Below are 18,904 nucleotides of genomic sequence, written 5' to 3'. Positions count from 1 at the left end.
ACATGATCCACATTCCCCCGAATGCTGTGTGGTTGATCTTTACCTTCGATCATCTACCCAGAGTGATCATTTCCACACTTAGAGTGATACCCCCGTGGTATGCCCTGGCTCGCTGTTGCTCGTGTCGAAGCAGGGGAGGCGTAAAGGGGCGGGGGTGGGGTTGCGGGCGGTTGGGTCGGGCCCGGCGGTGGGAGGGAGGGCGGCGTACGGCGGGGTACGGCAGGAGGCAAGGTGCTGCGGTGGGCAGGGGGCGCTGCCGGTGCGGTGGGTGTGGAGGGAGTCGTGTTTGGGCGTGGATGGGTGAGGTGTTGGCGGCCGATAGGTGGGCGGGCGCGCCGTTGTGGTTTTCGGGTGAGGAGGGGGTGGGGTTAGGCGACGGTGGCGCGGTGGGCGATTTCGCGGGCGGCGTCCATGTAGGCCATCGCTCCGCTGGAGCCCGGGTCGTACGTCATCACCGACTGCCCATAGCTGGGCGCCTCCGAAAGGCGGACGCTGCGGGGGATGACCGTGTTGAGCACCGTGTCGCCGAAGTGTGCCCGTACCTCGTCCGCCACCTGAGAGGCCAGGCGGGTCCGCCCGTCGTACATCGTCAGGACGATGGTCGAGAGCTTCAGCGTCGGGTTGAGGTGGGCGCGGATCAGGTCGACGTTCCTGAGGAGTTGTCCGAGGCCCTCCAGGGCGTAGTACTCGCACTGGATCGGGATCATGACCTCCTCCGCCGCCACCAACGCGTTCACCGTCAGCAGGCCCAGCGACGGCGGGCAGTCGATCACGATGTAGTCCAGCTCGATCGCGTCGTACGCCGCCAGCGCACGCCGGAGGCGGGCCTCCCGGGCCACCAGGGAGACGAGTTCGATCTCGGCGCCGGCGAGGTCGATGGTGGCGGGGGCGCAGTAGAGGTTCGGCATGTCGGGGACCTGCTTGACGATGTCTGCCATCGGGAGGTCGTCGACGAGAACCTGGTAGACGTCCGGCACGTCGCCGCGGTGCTCGGTGGCCAAGGCGGTGGAGGCGTTGCCCTGAGGGTCGAGGTCGACCACGAGGACGCGCTGGCCATGCATGGAGAGGGCGGCGGCGATGTTCACCGATGTGGTGGTCTTGCCCACTCCGCCCTTCTGGTTGGCCACCGCGATCACCCTGGTCTTGGGTGGGCGCGGCCACGTGCCGTCCCCGTCGTTGGGCGTCTGGGCGGCCGTCGGGGTTGCGGATGTTTCACGTGAAACCACTGAGCTGAGCGCCTCTCGTACCAACGGCGAATCACCGGGATTCAGGGGGGTCTGGGTCACGATGTCCATCCTTTCAACCAGTGGTGTGCCGGTGCCGGGAATTGACTGTCGCGACACGCCCATTTCGGGCCAGCCAACCCCGCTTGGACTCTCGGACGGACGGCTGTCCGGCCAGCCAAGACCGCTTGACGCGACTGGCACGACCGTCACCTCCTTCGTCGACGCCTGGCTCGCTCCGGCGTGCGACCCGCTACCACCCGAACCAGTGTTGCAGGCGGCTCGACCTTACCGTGCCCGACGGTCACAAGCTCGGCCGTTCGTGCCCCGATGGCCCGCAATTGGGCCTCCGCCTCGGCGAGCTCCTCGGCGGCGCGCTCCCCCTTCATGGCGATCAGTTCGCCACCCTCGTGGAGCAGCGGCATGGCCCATTTCAGCAGGCGGTCGAGCGGCGCCACCGCGCGGGCGCTGGCGACGTCGAACTCCCGCTTGCCCGCCAGCTCCTCCGCCCGGCCGCGCAGCACCTCGACGTTGTCGAGCTTGAGCGCCTCGACGCACTCCTCCAAGAAGACGGTACGCCGAAGCAGCGGCTCCAGGAGCGTGACCGTGATGTCCTGCCGGACGATCGCCAGCACCAGCCCGGGCAGCCCGGCGCCAGAGCCGATGTCCACCAAGTGCACGTCCGGGGGTACGGCCTCGGCCACGACCGCGCAGTTGAGCAGATGGCGGTCCCAGATCCTGGGCACCTCACGCGGACCCAGCAGCCCGCGGACCACGCCGGGTCCCGCCAGCAGCTGGGCGAACGCGTTCGCGCGCTCCCAGGCCTCCCCGGCGAAGACGTCCCGCGCTATGTCCGGCGGCGCCGGAAGCTCATCGCTCACTGGTCGGTGGCCCTTTCTGGGGCTGGTGGCCCTTGTTAGGTGGGAAGCCGGGTGCTCTCTACCCAAGGCTAAAGGTGAGATCACAGTGGAAGACTAGCGGGCCGGTCTGAAGGCGACCTTTCAGCACGCCGCCGTCGGGGTGACCCGGTCCGGATGGAGAGCGTTAACAAGGGGCATGCGCGCATTTATGCGCGCTACGGCATACGTACAGGGATAAAAGAGCGTAAATGCGAAACGGCCGTCCACCATGCGGGCAGACGGCCGGATCGGATGGCGTAACACCCCTCAGGCGGGCAGGACCACCACGTAGCGGTGTGGCTCCTCGCCCTCGGACTCGCTGCGGAGCCCGGCGGCCGCCACCGCGTCGTGGACGATCTTGCGCTCGAAGGGCGTCATCGGGTGCAGCGACTTGGGCTCGCCCCCGTCCTTCACCTGGTTGGCGACCTCGGTGCCGAGCTTGGTCAGCTCGGCCCTGCGCCGCTCGCGGTAGCCCCCGACGTCGAGCATCAGGCGCGAGCGCTCGCCGGTCTGCCGGTGCACGGCGAGGCGGGTCAGCTCCTGGAGTGCCTCCAGGACCTCTCCCCCGGGACCGACGAGCTCGTTGCCCTTGAGCCCCACGACGGAGACCATGGCGCGGTCGCCCTCGACGTCCATGTCGATGTCGCCGTCGATGTCGGCGATGTCGAGAAGTCCCTCGACGTAGTCGGCAGCGATCTCGCCTTCCTGCTCCAGCGCGTTGAGATCAGGAGCCTTCTCCTGCTCGGCCTCAGTCATGGCCGGCCTCTCCTTCATGTTCAAGACTTCTTGCTGCCGGTGCGCTTGCTGCGGGACTGGCGGCTTGGCTGCTGCCTGACGATCTTAGGCTCCGGCGGGGGCGGAGGGGCCTGCTCTTCGGGCGTGGTCTTGCGAAGCTTGGCGAACAGGCCAGGCTTGACCTCGATGGGGATCGCGTTGCCCTTGGCGTCGAACTGCGGCATCGGGTGCCGGCTGTAGAACCAGTGCTGCTGGCCCAGCGTCCACAGGTTGGTGGTGACCCAGTAGAGGATCAGGCCCAGGGGGAAGTTCAGGCTGAAGAAGGCGAACAGCGGCGAGATGTACATCAGGATCTTCTGCTGCTGCGCCATGGGGTTGTCCGGCATCTGGGCCATCGAGCGGGTGACGCTCTGCCGGACGGTGAGGAAGGTGGTGAGCGAGCTGATCGCCACGAAGATGCCCAGGACGATCTTGGTCTGCAGGACCGTGGCGTCGAAGCCGGCGATCTGCGCCTCGGACATGAAGAAGCTGGCGGGCAGCGGCGCGCCGAAGATGTGGGCCGCCCTGGCGCTGTCGACCAGTTCCTGCGTCATGCCGTACTTCGGGTGGCCGTTCGCCATGTTCTGCAGCACCGTGAACATGGAGATGAAGATGGGGAACTGCGCGACGACAGGCAGGCAGCCACCGAGCGGGTTGGCCCCCGCTCCCTGGTACAGCGCCATGACCTCCTGGTTCATGCGCTGCTTGTCGTTCTTGTAGCGCTTGCGCAGATCCTGCACCTTGGGGGCGAGCTCCTGCATCTTCCGCGACGAGCGCATCTGCTTGAGGAAGAGCGGGAAGATCAGGATCCGCATGCAGACGGTCAGCGTGATGATCGTCAACGCCCACGTCAGGCCGCTGTCCGGGTTCAGGACCGTGCTGTACCCAGTGTGAATCCAGATGATGACATGGGCTACGGCTTCATACAGCCAGCTCAGCCAGGACAGCTCCACCGAGCTATCTCCCTTGCGTTTCGTGGGACCGGACCGGGCGTGGGGGCACCGGGTCTATACCTCCGGGATGGAATGGATGGCACCGCCCGATGCGCCGGACAGTCAGCCATATGCCGCGCAACGCTCCGTGCGTGGCGATCGCCTCGAGTCCATACGCACTGCACGATGGATAGAAACGGCAGCGTGGACCGAGCATCGGGCTGATGAACGCCCGGTAGAACCGGATCGGGATGATCAGCGCCCGAGCGGCGAGGCTCGGCGTCACCCCTTGCGGCTGCTCCGTCATTTTTGTCCACCCGTCGAGGACTCGCGCCGCCTGAGCAAACGTTCCAGTGCGGAGTCGAGCTCGGCGGCCAGGAGCTCGAATCGCGCGGACGCGGCCGGTGGATTGGCGCGTACCACCAGCAGGCTACCTCGCGGCAGCCGGTCGAGACGGTCCCGCATCAGGTGTCGGAGCCGCCGCTTGACCTTGTTCCGGGTCACAGCGCCGCCTACGGCCTTGCTCACCACGAAACCCACTCGAGGGGACTCTTCCCCTGAAGTGGCGAAATGCACCACGAGGGTCGGGCGACCTGCGCGCTTGCCGCGCCTGACCGCCGCCTCGAACTCCTCCCCGCGCCGCATGCGGGATTGACGGGACAGCACCGTATACGCCTATCGCCCGCCGGCAAGACGCACCGGCGGGCCATATACGCGCGGAACGATCAGGCCGACAGCTTCTCGCGGCCCTTGCGGCGGCGAGCGGCGAGGATGGCGCGACCGGCCCGGGTGCGCATCCGCAGCCGGAAGCCGTGGGTCTTCGCGCGGCGACGGTTGTTCGGCTGGAAAGTACGCTTGCTCACGGGTGGGCTCCAGGCTTGATGGTGCGCCACAAAGGCGCTTTACACACATGGATGGCCTGCCAGGGAAGCGAGGGCACGCGAAATAGCCGTCGCGTGACAAGCCGACCGTCGTACGTTACGGGGGAAGTACCCTCCAGGTCAAACTGGACGGGTTATCCACCTTTCCACAGGCGACTTTTCCACCGCTGAGCCTGCGTCCACAGTATGTGCACCCAGGTGCCACTAGGCTGTGGACAATGCCTTGAACACAGCTGTGCACATAGATACTGTCGGGCCTTCCGAAGCCGCTCAAGGGCTGTGCACAACCTGTGGATCTCCTGTGGAGGGCCTGGGCACGAAGCCCGGCCGCCACGTTGTGGACGAAGGGGCCGCCGATCACCGCGGGCGGCCACGCATGTGGATAAACGATCGCGGGGGGCCGCGAGAGGAAGGAGGGGAACCGCACCATGAACGGTGTCGACCTCGGCACGGTATGGGCGAGGGCCCTGGGCAACTTCCTCAACGAGAACGTGCCGATCCAGCAGCGTACGTGGCTCTCGATGGTGCGCCCGATCGCGCTGGCGAACGACACGATCGTGCTCGGCGTCCCCAACGACTTCCTCAAGGACCTCATCGAGGGCAAACTGCGCCCGCTCGTGGCGCACGCGCTGTCACAGGAGCTCGGCCGGACCATGCGGCTGGCTGTGATGATCGACACCACGGCGCCGGAGCCGCCGACGATCGACTCCCATCAACAGCCTGTGACTCACAGTTATCCCCAGAATGTGGAGAGCCAGCCGCTCTACGCACAGCCCGCGCCATCCCAGCACCAGCAGGCTTCGGAGCCTCCGCAGTTCTATTCTCCACAGCCTGAGCCGCCCCAGATATCCACCGAATATCCACAGCCAGGCTTCTCTTTTGAACAGGCGCAGCCGTACACACCGCCTGTGGAAAAAGAGCCGGAGCCGGCTCCGAACCGGTGGGAAGCCAAGAGCAACAAGCCCAGCGAACCGGCCAGGCTTAATCAGAAGTACACATTCGAGACATTCGTCATCGGGGCCAGCAACCGGTTCGCCCACGCGGCCGCCGTGGCGGTGGCCGAATCCCCCGCGAAGGCGTACAACCCGCTCTTCATCTACGGCGACTCGGGGCTGGGGAAGACGCACCTGCTGCACGCGATCGGGCACTATGCACAGAGCCTGTACGACGGCGCGCGGGTCAGATACGTGAGCTCCGAGGAGTTCACCAACGACTTCATCAACAGCATCCGCGACCACAAGGCCGACGGCTTCCGCGGGCGCTACCGGGCGATCGACATCCTGCTTGTGGACGACATCCAGTTCCTGGAGGGCAAGGAGCAGACCCAGGAGGAGTTCTTCCACACCTTCAACACCCTCCACAACGCCAACAAGCAGATCGTCATCTCCAGCGACCGCGCGCCCAAGCAGCTGACCACGCTGGAGGACCGGCTGCGCAACCGGTTCGAGTGGGGCCTGATCACCGACGTCCAGCCGCCGGAGCTGGAGACCCGGATCGCGATCCTCAGGAAGAAGGCCATCCAGGAGGGCCTGGCCGCGCCGCCCGAGGTGCTGGAGTACATCGCCAGCCGCATCTCCACCAACATCCGCGAGCTCGAGGGCGCCCTGATCAGGGTCACCGCGTTCGCCAGCCTCAACAGGCAGGGTGTGGACCTGCAGCTCGCCGAGGTCGTCCTCAAGGATCTGATCACCTCGGAGTCAGACACCGAGATCACCATCGCGGCGATCATGACCGAGACCGCCAACTACTTCGGCATCAGCATCGACGACCTGTGCGGCACCTCACGCAGCAGGGCGCTCGTCAACGCCCGGCAGATCGCCATGTATCTGGCCCGCGAGCTGACCGAGCTGTCGCTGCCCAAAATCGGCCAGCAGTTCGGCCGCGACCACACCACGGTCATGCACGCCGAGCGGAAGATCCGCTCGCTCATCGCCGAGCGCCGGTCGATGTACAACCAGGTCAACGAGCTGACATTGCGTATCAAGCGGACATCCCGCGGGGCCTGAACATCATGCACAGCCTGTGGATAACACTGTGGATCTGCGGAAACGCCAAAACCCACCGGCTCTTCGCCACACAATGCCCGAAAAAATCCCCCACAGGGCCTGGGGACAAGGCTGGGGACACCCTGGGGAGAACCTGGGGACTACTCGTGGATAACGTGTGGACGGCCTGTGAACAGGCGATCTGGGACTCCAGCAGCGTCCCTTTTACCCCGTGGACAACTTGTGGAAACCTCGTGGATAACCCGTGGATGAAGGCACCAAGATCTGGGGACGGCCTGTGTGCACAGAGTCTTCATCCCCAGGCGCGCGAGTTCTCCCCAGGCTTCACCCACACCCCCAGTGGATGAAAACAGGGCCGTTGATCAGCCAGAACACCGGTTGTCCACAGTTTCCACAGCCCCTAGTGTGATGACCTCTTATCTCTCTAACAAAGAAACTCAAGACCCATAGAGGGGTTCTCCCGGAGCTCAGGTGCGGGAGAGTGAACACTTGAATCAACGACGAACCCAGGAGGCCGATCACCGTGATGTTCCGAATCGAGCGAGACGTTCTCGCTGAGGCGGTGGCATGGACGGCACGCAGCCTCCCGGCGCGCCCGTCGGTGCCCGTGCTCGCCGGCATGCGTCTGGAGGTCACCGAGGCGCAGCAGCTGAAGCTGTCCGGATTCGACTACGAGGTCTCCGCCGAGGTGACGCTCGAGCTCCAGACCGGGGAGGCCGGCGTGGTGCTGGTCTCGGGCAAGCTGCTCGCCGAGATCACCCGCGCACTTCCTGCACAGCCTGTGGACTTCGTGGTGGACGGCGCCAAGGCGGTCGTCACCTGCGGCAGCGCTCGATTCACATTGCTTACCATGCCTGTGGAGGACTACCCGTCCCTCCCGGCGATGCCGCCGGCCGCCGGCCGGGTGGGCAGCGACGTGTTCGCCTCCGCCGTCGCCCAGGTGGCCGTCGCGGCGGGCCGGGACGACACGCTGCCGATGCTCACCGGTGTGCGGATGGAGATCGAGGGCGACACCGTGACCCTCGCCGCGACCGACCGCTACCGGCTCGCCGTACGCGAGCTGAAGTGGCAGCCGGGCCAGCCCGACTTCGCCGCCATCGCCATGATCCCCGGCAAGACCCTCGCCGACACGGCCAAGGCGCTCGGCACGACCGGCGCCGAGGTGGAGATCGCGCTCAGCTCCGCCGGCGGCACCGGCGAAGGCATGATCGGCTTCTCCAGCGCCGGACGGCGGACCACCACGCGGCTGCTCGACCCCGAGTTCCCCAAGTACCGCTCGCTGCTGCCCACAGAGTTCTCCGCCCGCGCGGACTTGTCCACAGGGCCGTTCGTCGAGGCGGTCAAGCGCGTTGCCCTGGTCGCCGAGCGCAACACCCCCGTGCGGCTGGCGTTCAAGAGCGGCGAGGTCGTGCTCGAGGCGGGCAGTGGCGACGAGGCACAGGCCGTCGAGGCCCTGCCTGTGGATTACGAGGGCGAGGACATGAACATCGCCTTCAACCACCAGTTCCTTCTCGAGGGCCTGGGGGCGATCGACTCGGATGTTGCGCGACTTCAGATGACCACGTCGACGAAGCCCGCTATCCTCACCGGTGGCAAGCCTGTGGATGACGGAGCCGCTACGGACTACCGTTACCTGATCATGCCCATCCGCCTGTCAGGCTGATCCTGTCATCGGGGATGATGGAAGTCTGACAAGGGGGTAGGACAACATGCAGATCGGCATGGTCGGACTGGGCAAAATGGGCGGCAACATGGCCGAGCGCCTGCGCCGCGGAGGCCACGACGTCGTCGGCTACGACCGCGATCCGGCGATCAGCGACGTGGGCAGCCTCAAGGAGCTGGTCGAACGCCTGCAGAAGCCGCGGGCGGTCTGGGTCATGGTCCCCGCCGGCAAGCCCACCCAGTCGACGGTCGACGATCTCGGCGAGCTGCTCGACCCCGGCGACATCGTCGTCGACGGCGGAAACTCCCACTATGTGGACGACCAGAAGCACGCCGCCGAGCTGGCCGAGAAGAACATCGGCTTCGTCGACTGCGGCGTGAGCGGCGGCGTCTGGGGCCTCAAGAACGGCTACGCGCTCATGTGCGGCGGCGACCAGGCCGACGTCGAGCGGCTCATGCCGATCTTCGAGACGCTCAAGCCCGAGGGCGAGGACGGCTTCGTGCACGCGGGCGAGGTCGGCGCCGGGCACTTCGCGAAGATGGTCCACAACGGCATCGAGTACGGCATGATGCAGGCGTTCGCGGAGGGCTGGGAGCTGCTCGAAGCCTCCGACGTCGTCAAGGACGTCAAGGGCTCGTTCAGGAGCTGGCGCACCGGCACCGTGATCCGCTCCTGGCTGCTCGACCTGATGGTCCGGGCGCTGGACGACGACGAGCACCTCGAGCAGCTCCGAGGTTATGCACAGGACTCCGGCGAGGGCCGGTGGACGGTGCAGGCGGCTGTGGACCACGCGGTGCCGCTGCCGGTCATCACCGCCTCGCTGTACGCCAGGTTCGCCTCGCGGCAGGACGACTCGCCCGCGATGAAGGTGGTCGCGGCGCTGCGCAACCAGTTCGGCGGCCACGCGACCACCGCGTCGGAGGGCAGCACCGAAAAGGGGGCCGACTCCCCCGGCGCCGACGTGATCCCGCCGCGCGAGACCGAGCGTCGGTGACCACAGCCATCCCCGAGGCGCACTAACCTCGTGGGGTGCATGTCGCCCACCTCTCGCTGACCGACTTCAGGTCGTACGCGTCCGTGGAGCTCGGCCTGGAGCCGGGCGTCACGGCGTTCGTGGGGCCCAACGGCCAAGGCAAGACCAACCTGGTCGAGGCCCTCGGCTACGTCGCGACGCACTCGAGTCACCGGGTGTCGAGCGACGCGCCGCTCGTGCGCAGGGGCGCCACGCGGGCGATCGTGCGCTGCGCCGTCCACAGGGAGGACCGCCGGGCGCTGGTCGAGCTGGAGATCAACCCGGGGCGGGCCAACCGCGCCAGGCTCAACCGCTCCCCCGTGTCCAGGGCCCGCGACGTCGTCGGCCTGCTGCGTACGGTGCTGTTCGCCCCTGAGGACCTGTCGCTGTCCAAGGGCGACCCGGCCGAGCGGCGCCGATTCCTCGACGACCTGCTGGTGGCCAGGACGCCCAGGTTCGCCGGCGTCCGGGCCGACTACGACCGGGTGCTCAAGCAGCGCGGCGCGCTCCTGCGTACGGCCGCGCAGGCCCGCAGAGGCAGCAGGAGCGCCAGACGGGCCGAGAGCGACACCGCGTTCGCCGCGGCCGGCGCGGGCGACGTGCTGAGCACGCTGGAGGTGTGGGACGCCCACCTCGCCAGGCACGGCGCGGAGCTGCTTCGGGCGCGGCTGGAGCTCGTCGAGGCGCTGCGCCCGCTGGTGGCCGGCGCCTACTCCGCGCTCGCTCCCGGGAGCGACCCCGCGACGCTGGCCTACCGCAGCACGTTGTCCACAGGTGGGGATACGGATGAGGGTGTCTCGGAAGACGAAGCCGCCGGTGAGCGGGGATCTTTCGATACACAGACGTTATCCACAGACTTGGGGAAAACCCTTGAAGAACGGCTCCGGGAACGGCTATTGGAGGTCCGCCCAGCGGAGCTCGAGCGCGGCGTCACGCTCGTCGGCCCCCACCGCGACGACCTGATCCTCGGCCTGGGCGACCTGCCCGCCCGGGGCTACGCCAGCCATGGCGAGTCCTGGTCGTTCGCGCTGGCGCTGCGGCTGGCCGCGTACGACCTGCTGCGGGCCGACGGCGGCGATCCCGTGCTGATCCTCGACGACGTGTTCGCCGAGCTCGATAGCCAGCGCAGGCGGCGGCTGGCCGAGATCGTCGCGCCCGCCGAGCAGGTGCTCATCACCGCCGCAGTGCCGGACGACGTGCCCGCGGAGCTGGTGGGAGGCCGGTTCGACGTCGCAGAAGGGAGCGTGACCCGTGTCCGCTGACGACAACCCCGCGGCCAGGGGAGCCGCGATGGCCAGGGAGAAGCTCGCCCAGGCCAAGGCCGACGCGGCCAAGCGCGGCCAGCTCCCCCGGCGCGAGCCCAGGCGCAAGGCGGCGGGGCCGCGCAGGGAGAGCGGCGATCCACAGCTTTTCGGACGTGCCATTGCCGACCTCCTGGCCGACCGCGGCTGGGAGCGTTCGGCGGCGGTCGGCGGGGTGTTCGGGCGCTGGATCGACATCGTGGGCCCTGACCTGGCCGCCCACACCAAGCCCGAGTCGTTCGAGGACGGCGAGGTGCTGATCGTGGCCGATTCCACAGCCTGGGCGACGCAGGTGCGGCTGCTCGCGCGCACTCTCGTACGCAGGCTCAACGAGGAGCTCGGCGACGGCACCGTCACAAAGGTCAAGGTCAGAGGCCCGCAGAACGGGCCCAGGCCGTCCGGGGGGCTGCGGGTGACCGGAAGCCGGGGCCCGGGCGACACCTACGGATAGCCTCGATCAGCGGTTTTCCGCAGCAGGCACTTTTGCTGCTCCGGTTGGCCCCCTGGGGCGATCAGAAAGCCACAGACGCGATAAGCCCCCTTTCCGAAGGGGGGATGCTTACCAGGGGGCAAATCGAGCTAGGAGCCATCACAGGCGCGTTCCTTGCCACCTTCGGCCTCCGGACCCGGTAGAATGAAGACGGATTCCGGACACGTCCGCTTGCGTGTCACCCCGGCGGTAAGCCGACTCCCTTGGGTGACCGCGCATCGGGGCACTCACGACGGTGACGGGCACGGTAGGGGCAGCTTTCGCAGGTCGATGGCCTCCCCCGCCGCGTGTCCGCGGCAGGAGGATTTCGCAGTTGTCCTACGACGCTAGCTCTATCACCGTACTCGAGGGGCTTGAGGCGGTTCGCAAGCGCCCGGGTATGTATATCGGCTCCACTGGAGAGCGCGGCCTGCACCACCTCGTCTACGAGATTGTGGACAACTCGGTGGACGAGGCCCTCGCCGGCTACGCCTCTGTGATCGACATCACGCTCTTGGCCGACAACGGTGTACGCGTGGTCGACAACGGCCGTGGCATCCCCACAGGCTTCATGGAGAAGGAGAACCGCTCGGCGGTCGAGGTCGTGCTGACCACGCTCCACGCGGGCGGCAAGTTCGACAGCCAGTCCTACGCGGTCTCCGGCGGCCTCCACGGCGTCGGCTCGGCCGTCGTCAACGCGCTGTCCACCGCCATGGACGTCGAGGTCAAGCAGAACGGCCACTACTGGCGCCAGCGCTACGAGATGTCCAAGCCCCTGGCGCCGCTGGCCAGGGGCGAGGGGACCGACGAGACCGGCACCACGATCACGTTCTGGCCGGACCCCGACATCTTCGAGACCACCGCCTGGAACTATGAGACGCTCTCGCGCCGCTTCCAGGAGACGGCCTTCCTCAACAAGGGCCTGACGATCACGCTCACCGACGAGCGGCCCGACCACATCAACGGCGAGGTCCACACCGTCACCTACTGCTACGAGGGCGGTCTGACCGACTTCGTCCAGCACCTCAACGCCAAGAAGGAGCCGGCGCACGCGTCGATCATCTCCTTCGAGGAGGAGGGCGACGGCATCGCGGTCGAGATCGCCATGCAGTGGAACAACTCCTACTCCGAGTCGGTCTACACCTTCGCCAACATGATCAACACCGCGGAGGGCGGCACCCACGAGGAGGGCTTCCGCGCGGCGCTGACGACGATCGTCAACCGCTACGCGCGCGAGCAGAAGTTCCTCAAGGAGGGCAAGGACGACAACCTCTCCGGTGAGGACGTCCGCGAGGGCCTGACCGCGATCATCTCGGTCAAGCTGTCCGACCCGCAGTTCGAGGGCCAGACCAAGGCCAAGCTGGGCAACACCGAGGCCAAGTCGTTCGTGCAGAAGGCCTGCAACGACCACCTGCGCGACTGGTTCGAGCGCAACCCCGGCGAGGCCAAGGACATCATCAACAAGTCGCTGCAGGCCTCGCGCGCCCGCCTCGCCGCCCGCCAGGCCCGCGACCTGACCAGGCGCAAGTCGCTGCTCGAGTCGGGCAGCGGCCTGCCGGGCAAGCTGGCCGACTGCCAGTGGAACGACCCGGAGAAGTGCGAGCTGTTCATCGTCGAGGGCGACTCGGCCGGTGGCTCGGCCAAGGGCGGCCGCGACTCGCGCTTCCAGGCGATCCTGCCCATCCGCGGCAAGATCCTCAACGTCGAGAAGGCGCGGATCGACAAGGTCCTGAAGAACAACGAGGTCCAGGCGCTGATCACCGCCCTGGGCACCGGGGTGCACGACGAGTTCGACATCGCCAAGCTGCGTTACCACAAGGTCATCCTCATGGCCGACGCCGACGTCGACGGCCAGCACATCAACACGCTGCTGCTGACGCTGCTGTTCCGGTTCATGAGGCCGCTGATCGAGGCCGGCCACGTCTACCTGTCGTGCCCGCCGCTCTACAAGATCAAGTGGGACCGCAAGGGCGAGGACGCCTCCTACGCGTACTCCGACGCCGAGCGCGACGCGGTCATCGCCGAAGGGATCGCCAACGGCAAGGCCGACCCCCGGCCGCGTGACAACGTACAGCGCTTCAAGGGTCTCGGCGAGATGAACGCGGCCCAGCTCTGGGAGACCACGATGAACCCGGAGACCAGGCTGCTCCGCCTGGTCACGCTCGACGACGCGGCGCAGGCCGACGACCTGTTCAGCGTGCTCATGGGCGAGGACGTGGAAGCCCGGCGCGACTTCATCATCCGCAACGCGCGCGACGTCCGCTTCCTCGACGTTTAGTTAGAAAAGGGATCATCACCTGTGACGGACGTGAACACCACTCCCCCGGCTGAGCGCATCGAGCCTGTGGACATCCAGTCCGAGATGCAGCGCAGTTACATGGACTACGCGATGTCGGTCATCGTGTCCAGGGCGCTGCCGGACGTCCGCGACGGTCTCAAGCCGGTGCACCGGCGAGTGCTCTACGCGATGTACGACGGTGGCTACCGTCCCGACCGCGGCTACTTCAAGTGCGCCCGCGTCGTCGGTGACGTGATGGGCACCTACCACCCCCACGGCGACACCTCGATCTACGACGCGCTGGTACGACTGGCGCAGCCGTGGTCGCTGCGCTATCCGCTGGTCGATGGGCAGGGCAACTTCGGCTCGCCCGGCAACGACCCGGCGGCGGCGATGCGCTACACCGAGTGCAAGCTCGCGCCCATCGCCATGGAGATGCTGCGCGACATCGACAAGGACACCGTCGACTTCCGCCCCAACTACGACGGCAAGTCGCAGGAGCCCGACGTCCTGCCGGCGCGCTTCCCGCAGCTGCTGGTCAACGGCTCGGGCGGCATCGCCGTCGGCATGGCCACCAACATCCCGCCGCACAACCTGCGCGAGGTCGCCTCGGCGGTCAAGTGGGCCCTGGAGAACCCCGAGGCCAGCGACGAGGATCTGCTCGAAGCGGCGATCAGGCTGGTCAAGGGGCCCGACTTCCCCACCAAGGCGCTGATCGTCGGGCGGCGGGGCATCGAGGACGCCTACCGCACCGGCCGCGGCTCGATCACCATGCGGGCCGTGGTCGAGGTCGAGGAGGACAAGGGACGGCAGGCGCTGGTCGTCACGGAGCTGCCGTACCAGGTCAACCCCGACAACCTCGCCCTCAAGATCGCCGAGCTGGTGCGCGAGGGCAAGCTGACCGGCATCGCCGACGTACGCGACGAGAGCTCCTCGCGGGTCGGGCAGCGCCTGGTGATCGTGCTCAAGCGCGACGCGGTCGCCAAGGTCGTGCTCAACAACCTGTACAAGCACACCCAGCTCCAGGACACCTTCGGCGCCAACATGCTGGCGCTGGTCGACGGCGTGCCGCGCACGCTGCGGCTCGACCAGTTCATCCGGCACTACGTCGCGCACCAGATCGAGGTCATCGTCCGCCGGACGCGCTACCTCCTGCGCAAGGCCGAGGAGCGCGCCCACATCCTGCGCGGCCTGCTGAAGGCCCTTGAGCGGCTCGACGAGGTCATCGCCCTCATCCGGGCCTCGGAGTCCGCCTCGCACGCCCAGCAGGGCCTCATGGCGCTGCTGGAGATCGACGAGGTGCAGGCGCAGGCCATCCTCGACATGCAGCTGCGCAAGCTGGCCGCCCTGGAGCGGCAGGCCATCCAGGACGAGTACGACGCCCTGATGACGCAGATCGCCGAGTACAACGCGATCCTGGCCAGCGAGTCCCGCCAGCGGGAGATCATCAACGAGGAGCTCGCCGAGATCGTCGGCCGCTACGGCGACGACCGGCAGACCGAGATCATCGCCTACGACGGCGACATGTCGATCGAGGACCTCATCGCCGAGGACGAGATCGTCGTCACGATCACCCGGGGCGGCTACGCCAAGCGCACGCGTACCGACCTCTACCGGGCGCAGAAGCGCGGTGGCAAGGGCGTGCGCGGCGCCCAGCTGCGCCAGGACGACATCGTCGACCACTTCTTCGTCACCACGACGCATCACTGGTTGCTGTTCTTCACGAACAAGGGCCGGGTGTACCGGGTCAAGGCGTACGAGCTGCCAGACGCCGGTCGTGACGCGCGTGGCATGCATCTCGCGAACCTTTTGGCGATGCAGCCCGACGAAACAGTTATGGAGGTTCTCGACCTACGCGACTACGACGTCGCGCCCTATCTCGTGCTCGCCACCCGCAGCGGGCTGGTCAAGAAGACCCGCCTGTCCGAGTACGACTCCCCCAGGTCCGGCGGCCTGATCGCGATCAACCTGCGGGACGACGACGAGGTCATCGGAGCCCGCCTGGTCTCCGAGCAGGACGACCTGCTGCTGGTCTCCAAGGGAGCCCAGTCGATCAGGTTCACCGCTTCCGACGAGGCGCTGCGGCCCATGGGGCGCGCGACCAGCGGTGTGATCGGCATGAGGTTCCTCGAAGGTGACGAACTTCTCGCCATGAATCGACTCGCCGACGGTCAAGATGTGCTTATCGCCACGGAGGGTGGGTACGCAAAACGGACGCCAGTGGAGCAGTATCCAGTTCAAGGACGTGGCGGTAGGGGAGTGCTTACTGCGAAAATCGTGTCTTCCCGTGGCAAGCTGGTCGGTGCCGTAATGGTCAACCCCGAGGACGAGGTCTTCGCGATCACGTTCGCCGGCGGGGTGATCCGGACGAGTGCCGGTGAGATCAAGCAGTCCGGCCGCCAGACCATGGGAGTGCGATTGATGAATCTCGCTGAAGGCGACAGCGTGGTGGCCCTCGCCCGGAACGCGGAGTCGATGGAGACTTCGGTGGAAACTGAGGAAGACGGGGGAGGAGAGTAGTTCATGAGCGCCCAGGGTGGCACCGCCAGGACGAAGGCGGCTTCGGGTAACGGACAACAGCCGAAGAAGCCCAACGAAACCGAGATCTTCGGCGCGGTCGACGACGGCAAGGACACGTCGCCCGCGCAGGGCAAGCCAGGCCCGCCCAAGGAGGAGTCGCGGTCGACGGCCCCCGCGCCGTCACCCAAGCCGTCTGCCCCCGGCCCTGGCCCCGGCGGCCCTGGTCCTGGTGCCGGTCCTGGCTCCGGCCCGCAGCAGGCGCCTCCGGAGGGCAACGACACGGTCCGCGTCCGTCCGTCGCTCGCCACCGAGGCCCCGCCCGCCCTCGAACTGCCCAACAAGAAGAAGTCGTCGAACTCCTCGGGGTCCCGGCTCCCCCGCAAGGCCCACCTGGTCCTGCGCCGGGTCGAGCCGTGGTCTGCCATGAAGTTCAGCTTCGTGGTGTCCCTGGTCTGCTTCGTGGTGCTGTTCGTCGCGGTGGCCGTCCTGTACGGCGTGCTGTCGGCCCTGGGCGTGTTCGACTCGCTGGTCGACCTGGTCAACCAGCTCGGCCAGGGGGAGCAGGGGCAGAGCTCCATCCCCATCAACATCGCCTCCTGGTTCGAGCCGGTGCGCATCCTCGGCTACACGGCACTGATCGGCGCCGTGAACGTCGTACTGATCACAGCGCTCTCCACCTTGGGCGCGGTCATCTACAACATCGCCTCTGACCTGGTCGGAGGCGTCGAGGTGACCTTCAGCGAGGCCGAGTAGACGTGGCGCTCGCGCCGGCCCCGTGAGCGGGGACGGCGCGAGCAGCACGCTGGAGGCGGTAAGCTTTTCCTCGTCCGAACAACCGGTTCGCCTCTGTCCTACGGATGCGATAACGTTCGGTGTGCGCGGGGCTATAGCTCAGTCGGTTAGAGCGCTTCCCTGATAAGGAAGAGGTCCCAGGTTCAAGTCCTGGTAGCCCCACAGAGTTTCACCAGTTCAAAGGCTAGATCCCGAGATTGCGGATCTGGCCTCTTGATCGTTTGCCACCAATTTGCCACCAAGATCGTCTGGCATCAGGTGACAGAGATCGGCCTGAAGTGACTGACGGGCGCCGTGGGAACGGCTGTGCCTCTACCCCATCGCTGGGGATCGCACGAAAATCGATACCGAGATACATGGTGCCGAAGGTGATATCGCCCAGATAGCGGCGATGTCTCAAGGCCGCCAGTAGCGGGGGAAGAGGCCAGCAGCCGGGACGGCGAATGCGGCCGGCCGTTCCCGTGCAGGGGGAACAGCCGGCGTGGTCGCTAGGGCGCCTCGACCAAGGTGTGCAGGGTCAGTGGCCGGGCGAGTATCCGGTCAAGGACCCGCTGGGCGTGACGCAGGTGCGGGGTGGTGAAGTGCTCCTCGAAGGCCTGCCGGTTCTCCCAGCGTTCCACGATCACCATGGAGGTGGGGTCGTTGGGGTCGGCGTAGGGCTGGTAGGCGAGGCAACCGGGTTCGCCCAGCGTCGGCTCGATCAGGGCTTCCAGCGCCGTACGGAGCCGATCATGCTGGCCAGGCGCGGCCAGGAACTCGGCGATCACGAACAGGGACATGACGTGGCCTCCTTCACGCGTGGCGGGCCGGGCCGTTGCCCGCGCCGGACACGGTGATCGCGGTGGCGATCTCCTCGAGGTCGGCGGGAGCCAGCTCCAGCGAGCTGGCGCCGATCCAGCCGTCCACCTGTGCGGCCGTGCGTGCGCCCACGATCGCGCCGGTGATGCCGGGCCAGGCCAGCACCCAGGCGATGGCGACCTCGGCCACGGTGCGGCCATGACGCTCGGCGATCGGCCGCAGCGCCTCGGCGAGCCGGAGGTTGGCGGTCAGGCCGGTGGTGAAGTCGTGATGGGCGGTGCGCCAGTCCTCGGCAGGCAGGCCGACCACGCGCTCGGCGGAGAAAGCCCCGGTGAGCAGACCGGACTGCAGCGGCGAGTAGACGATGACCCCGGTCTCGTGGGCGCGGGCCCAGGCGATCTCGGCGGCGGACGACCGGTTGATCGCCGAGAACGGCGGCTGGATGACATCGACATGCGCGATCCGCTCGGCGGCCTCCAGCAGATCGGGCGTGTGGTTGGACTGCCCTGTGCGGTCGGAGAGGCCCCGGAGCTGCCCGGGTGTCCCACGTTGCTGGCCGCGATGCGGTTCCCGGCTGCAGCGACTGGACGATCAGATAGACAGGCTCGCTCAATCCCGCGACGCTCTTGCCGACTACATTGGTGCAGCCGAGCGAATGGGCGGCGAGAGCTATCCACCCTTTGACGATGCTGACCTGGAGCCCATCCCCGCCTGAGCAGCCGGGATGCTGGCTATGGCCCCGAGCGGTGCCAACGGGATGGCGGCAACGCCGTCCCGGCGGCGGTAAGCATGCTCAGGCTCGGCGTCGGCTCGACCATGACCCGATCGATCGGCACCCTGGAGATCGCCGGCGCGCTCGGCCACTGGTTCAAGCCGCTCGCCGTCGCGGCCGCGGCCGGTCTCACGCTGCTGTTGATCGGCGCAGTGGGTTTCCATCTCCGCGCCCGCCTCGGCTACGATCGTGCACGCGTCCTGCTGGAAAAGTACGCCGGGCTCGACCTGCACCAGCCGCGCCACAGCGCCGCCACCCACCTCGGTGAAGCCGAAGTACCGCTGCAGCTGATCATGGGCAAGACCCGGCACAAGAACCCCCGCGCCGCCATGGCTACGTCAAACCCGGTGCCGAAGCCATCGCCAAGGTCACTGGGGCTGGCACCCCGGCGCCGTACTCACTGATCAACTGAGTGGCGGCTTGCTGGAGCTGTAGGAGCTCCGGGCCAAGTCGTGGTGGTAGCCGGACCAGGGCTCGGTGCCGTCTTCACGTCGCAGCGCGAGCGAGAGGGCTCTTCCTCGGGGTAGATGGGTTGTCGTCGCTCATCGGGTGCCTGGCCGTGGCGTCGGCTCCGTGTCGGGCTG

18 protein-coding genes and 1 tRNA gene are annotated in these 18,904 nt (G+C 67.3%); 10 read left to right on the top strand and 9 right to left on the bottom strand.

Going from position 1 to position 18,904, the window contains the following annotated elements; all coding sequences use genetic code 11:
- Positions 1-368: 368 nt before the first annotated feature.
- The 7 genes from ACIBI9_RS52760 to rpmH form a co-directional block, all read right to left on the bottom strand.
- On the bottom strand, positions 369-1,295 hold the full coding sequence (locus ACIBI9_RS52760) for a ParA family protein (protein ID WP_397234994.1): 927 nt from the start codon (positions 1,293-1,295) through the stop codon (positions 369-371).
- A gap of 137 nt (positions 1,296-1,432) precedes the next feature.
- Positions 1,433-2,104 carry a 16S rRNA (guanine(527)-N(7))-methyltransferase RsmG gene (rsmG, locus tag ACIBI9_RS52755; RefSeq protein WP_397234992.1) on the bottom strand — a complete coding sequence of 224 codons (672 nt, stop codon included), beginning with the start codon at positions 2,102-2,104 and terminating at the stop codon, positions 1,433-1,435.
- A gap of 285 nt (positions 2,105-2,389) precedes the next feature.
- On the bottom strand, positions 2,390-2,878 hold the full coding sequence (locus ACIBI9_RS52750; protein WP_394493978.1) for a protein jag: 489 nt from the start codon (positions 2,876-2,878) through the stop codon (positions 2,390-2,392).
- Positions 2,879-2,898: 20 nt separating this feature from the next.
- Positions 2,899-3,849 carry a membrane protein insertase YidC gene (gene yidC / locus ACIBI9_RS52745; protein ID WP_397234990.1) on the bottom strand — a complete coding sequence of 317 codons (951 nt, stop codon included), beginning with the start codon at positions 3,847-3,849 and terminating at the stop codon, positions 2,899-2,901.
- A gap of 4 nt (positions 3,850-3,853) precedes the next feature.
- Entirely contained in the window at positions 3,854-4,135 is a 282-nt protein-coding gene (gene yidD, locus ACIBI9_RS52740; protein ID WP_319718238.1) for a membrane protein insertion efficiency factor YidD, read from the bottom strand.
- Positions 4,132-4,473: a ribonuclease P protein component gene (gene rnpA / locus ACIBI9_RS52735; RefSeq protein ID WP_221520410.1), complete on the bottom strand. Its 342-nt coding sequence runs from the start codon at positions 4,471-4,473 to the stop codon at positions 4,132-4,134. Before rnpA ends, yidD begins: the two co-directional genes overlap by 4 nt.
- A gap of 80 nt (positions 4,474-4,553) precedes the next feature.
- Entirely contained in the window at positions 4,554-4,691 is a 138-nt protein-coding gene (rpmH, locus tag ACIBI9_RS52730) for a 50S ribosomal protein L34 (protein ID WP_043614899.1), read from the bottom strand.
- A gap of 446 nt (positions 4,692-5,137) precedes the next feature.
- Here rpmH and dnaA point away from each other — a divergent pair, with 446 nt between their 5' ends.
- The 9 genes from dnaA (at position 5,138) to ACIBI9_RS52685 (ending at position 16,912) form a co-directional block, all read left to right on the top strand.
- A complete protein-coding gene (gene dnaA / locus ACIBI9_RS52725) occupies positions 5,138-6,715 on the top strand; it encodes a chromosomal replication initiator protein DnaA (protein ID WP_397234987.1) in 1,578 nt (525 codons plus the stop codon).
- Between the two features lie 523 nt (positions 6,716-7,238).
- A complete protein-coding gene (dnaN, locus tag ACIBI9_RS52720; protein WP_397234985.1) occupies positions 7,239-8,378 on the top strand; it encodes a DNA polymerase III subunit beta in 1,140 nt (379 codons plus the stop codon).
- Between the two features lie 46 nt (positions 8,379-8,424).
- Complete coding sequence (gnd, locus tag ACIBI9_RS52715; protein WP_397234983.1) at positions 8,425-9,372, top strand: phosphogluconate dehydrogenase (NAD(+)-dependent, decarboxylating); 948 nt, start codon at positions 8,425-8,427, stop codon at positions 9,370-9,372.
- Positions 9,373-9,407: 35 nt separating this feature from the next.
- On the top strand, positions 9,408-10,652 hold the full coding sequence (gene recF / locus ACIBI9_RS52710; protein WP_397234981.1) for a DNA replication/repair protein RecF: 1,245 nt from the start codon (positions 9,408-9,410) through the stop codon (positions 10,650-10,652).
- On the top strand, positions 10,642-11,142 hold the full coding sequence (locus ACIBI9_RS52705) for a DciA family protein (protein WP_313043869.1): 501 nt from the start codon (positions 10,642-10,644) through the stop codon (positions 11,140-11,142). Before recF ends, ACIBI9_RS52705 begins: the two co-directional genes overlap by 11 nt.
- Positions 11,143-11,494: 352 nt before the next feature.
- The gene (gene gyrB, locus ACIBI9_RS52700; RefSeq protein WP_397234979.1) at positions 11,495-13,438 is read left to right on the top strand and encodes a DNA topoisomerase (ATP-hydrolyzing) subunit B; all 1,944 of its coding nucleotides are present in this window, start codon (positions 11,495-11,497) and stop codon (positions 13,436-13,438) included.
- Between the two features lie 21 nt (positions 13,439-13,459).
- Positions 13,460-15,958, top strand: a complete 2,499-nt coding sequence (gyrA, locus tag ACIBI9_RS52695; RefSeq protein ID WP_397234977.1) for a DNA gyrase subunit A — start codon at positions 13,460-13,462, stop codon at positions 15,956-15,958.
- 3 nt (positions 15,959-15,961) lie between these two features.
- A complete protein-coding gene (locus tag ACIBI9_RS52690) occupies positions 15,962-16,711 on the top strand; it encodes a DUF3566 domain-containing protein (protein ID WP_397234975.1) in 750 nt (249 codons plus the stop codon).
- Between the two features lie 127 nt (positions 16,712-16,838).
- Positions 16,839-16,912, top strand: a tRNA-Ile gene (locus tag ACIBI9_RS52685).
- A 326-nt stretch (positions 16,913-17,238) separates the two neighbouring features.
- On the opposite strand, the gene ACIBI9_RS52680 is transcribed toward ACIBI9_RS52685, so the two are convergent.
- Together ACIBI9_RS52680 and ACIBI9_RS52675 are read right to left on the bottom strand one after the other, a co-directional pair.
- Positions 17,239-17,529 carry a putative quinol monooxygenase gene (locus ACIBI9_RS52680; protein ID WP_397234973.1) on the bottom strand — a complete coding sequence of 97 codons (291 nt, stop codon included), beginning with the start codon at positions 17,527-17,529 and terminating at the stop codon, positions 17,239-17,241.
- 13 nt (positions 17,530-17,542) lie between these two features.
- Positions 17,543-18,028 (bottom strand): aldo/keto reductase, encoded by a 486-nt coding sequence (locus ACIBI9_RS52675; protein WP_397235006.1) that lies wholly within the window; start codon positions 18,026-18,028, stop codon positions 17,543-17,545.
- 309 nt (positions 18,029-18,337) lie between these two features.
- Between ACIBI9_RS52675 and ACIBI9_RS52670 the strand changes: the two genes are divergently transcribed.
- Positions 18,338-18,724, top strand: coding sequence for a DoxX family protein (locus ACIBI9_RS52670; protein ID WP_397234971.1), 387 nt, complete (start codon positions 18,338-18,340; stop codon positions 18,722-18,724).
- Positions 18,725-18,904 lie beyond the last annotated feature (180 nt).

The sequence above is a fragment of the Nonomuraea sp. NPDC050451 genome, from assembly GCF_044458585.1.
This window is presented reverse-complemented; position numbering and strand designations above follow the sequence as displayed.

Excerpts from the sequence above, each read along its gene's own strand:
- rnpA (WP_221520410.1), bottom strand. The coding sequence starts at position 4,473 with ATGCGGCGCGGGGAGGAGTTCGAGGCGGCGGTCAGGCGCGGCAAGCGC.
- dnaA (WP_397234987.1), top strand. The coding sequence starts at position 5,138 with ATGAACGGTGTCGACCTCGGCACGGTATGGGCGAGGGCCCTGGGCAAC.
- yidD (WP_319718238.1), bottom strand. The coding sequence starts at position 4,135 with ATGACGGAGCAGCCGCAAGGGGTGACGCCGAGCCTCGCCGCTCGGGCG.
- ACIBI9_RS52750 (WP_394493978.1), bottom strand. The coding sequence starts at position 2,878 with ATGACTGAGGCCGAGCAGGAGAAGGCTCCTGATCTCAACGCGCTGGAG.
- gnd (WP_397234983.1), top strand. The coding sequence starts at position 8,425 with ATGCAGATCGGCATGGTCGGACTGGGCAAAATGGGCGGCAACATGGCC.
- ACIBI9_RS52690 (WP_397234975.1), top strand. The coding sequence starts at position 15,962 with ATGAGCGCCCAGGGTGGCACCGCCAGGACGAAGGCGGCTTCGGGTAAC.
- ACIBI9_RS52670 (WP_397234971.1), top strand. The coding sequence starts at position 18,338 with ATGCTCAGGCTCGGCGTCGGCTCGACCATGACCCGATCGATCGGCACC.
- ACIBI9_RS52760 (WP_397234994.1), bottom strand. The coding sequence starts at position 1,295 with ATGGACATCGTGACCCAGACCCCCCTGAATCCCGGTGATTCGCCGTTG.
- ACIBI9_RS52680 (WP_397234973.1), bottom strand. The coding sequence starts at position 17,529 with ATGTCCCTGTTCGTGATCGCCGAGTTCCTGGCCGCGCCTGGCCAGCAT.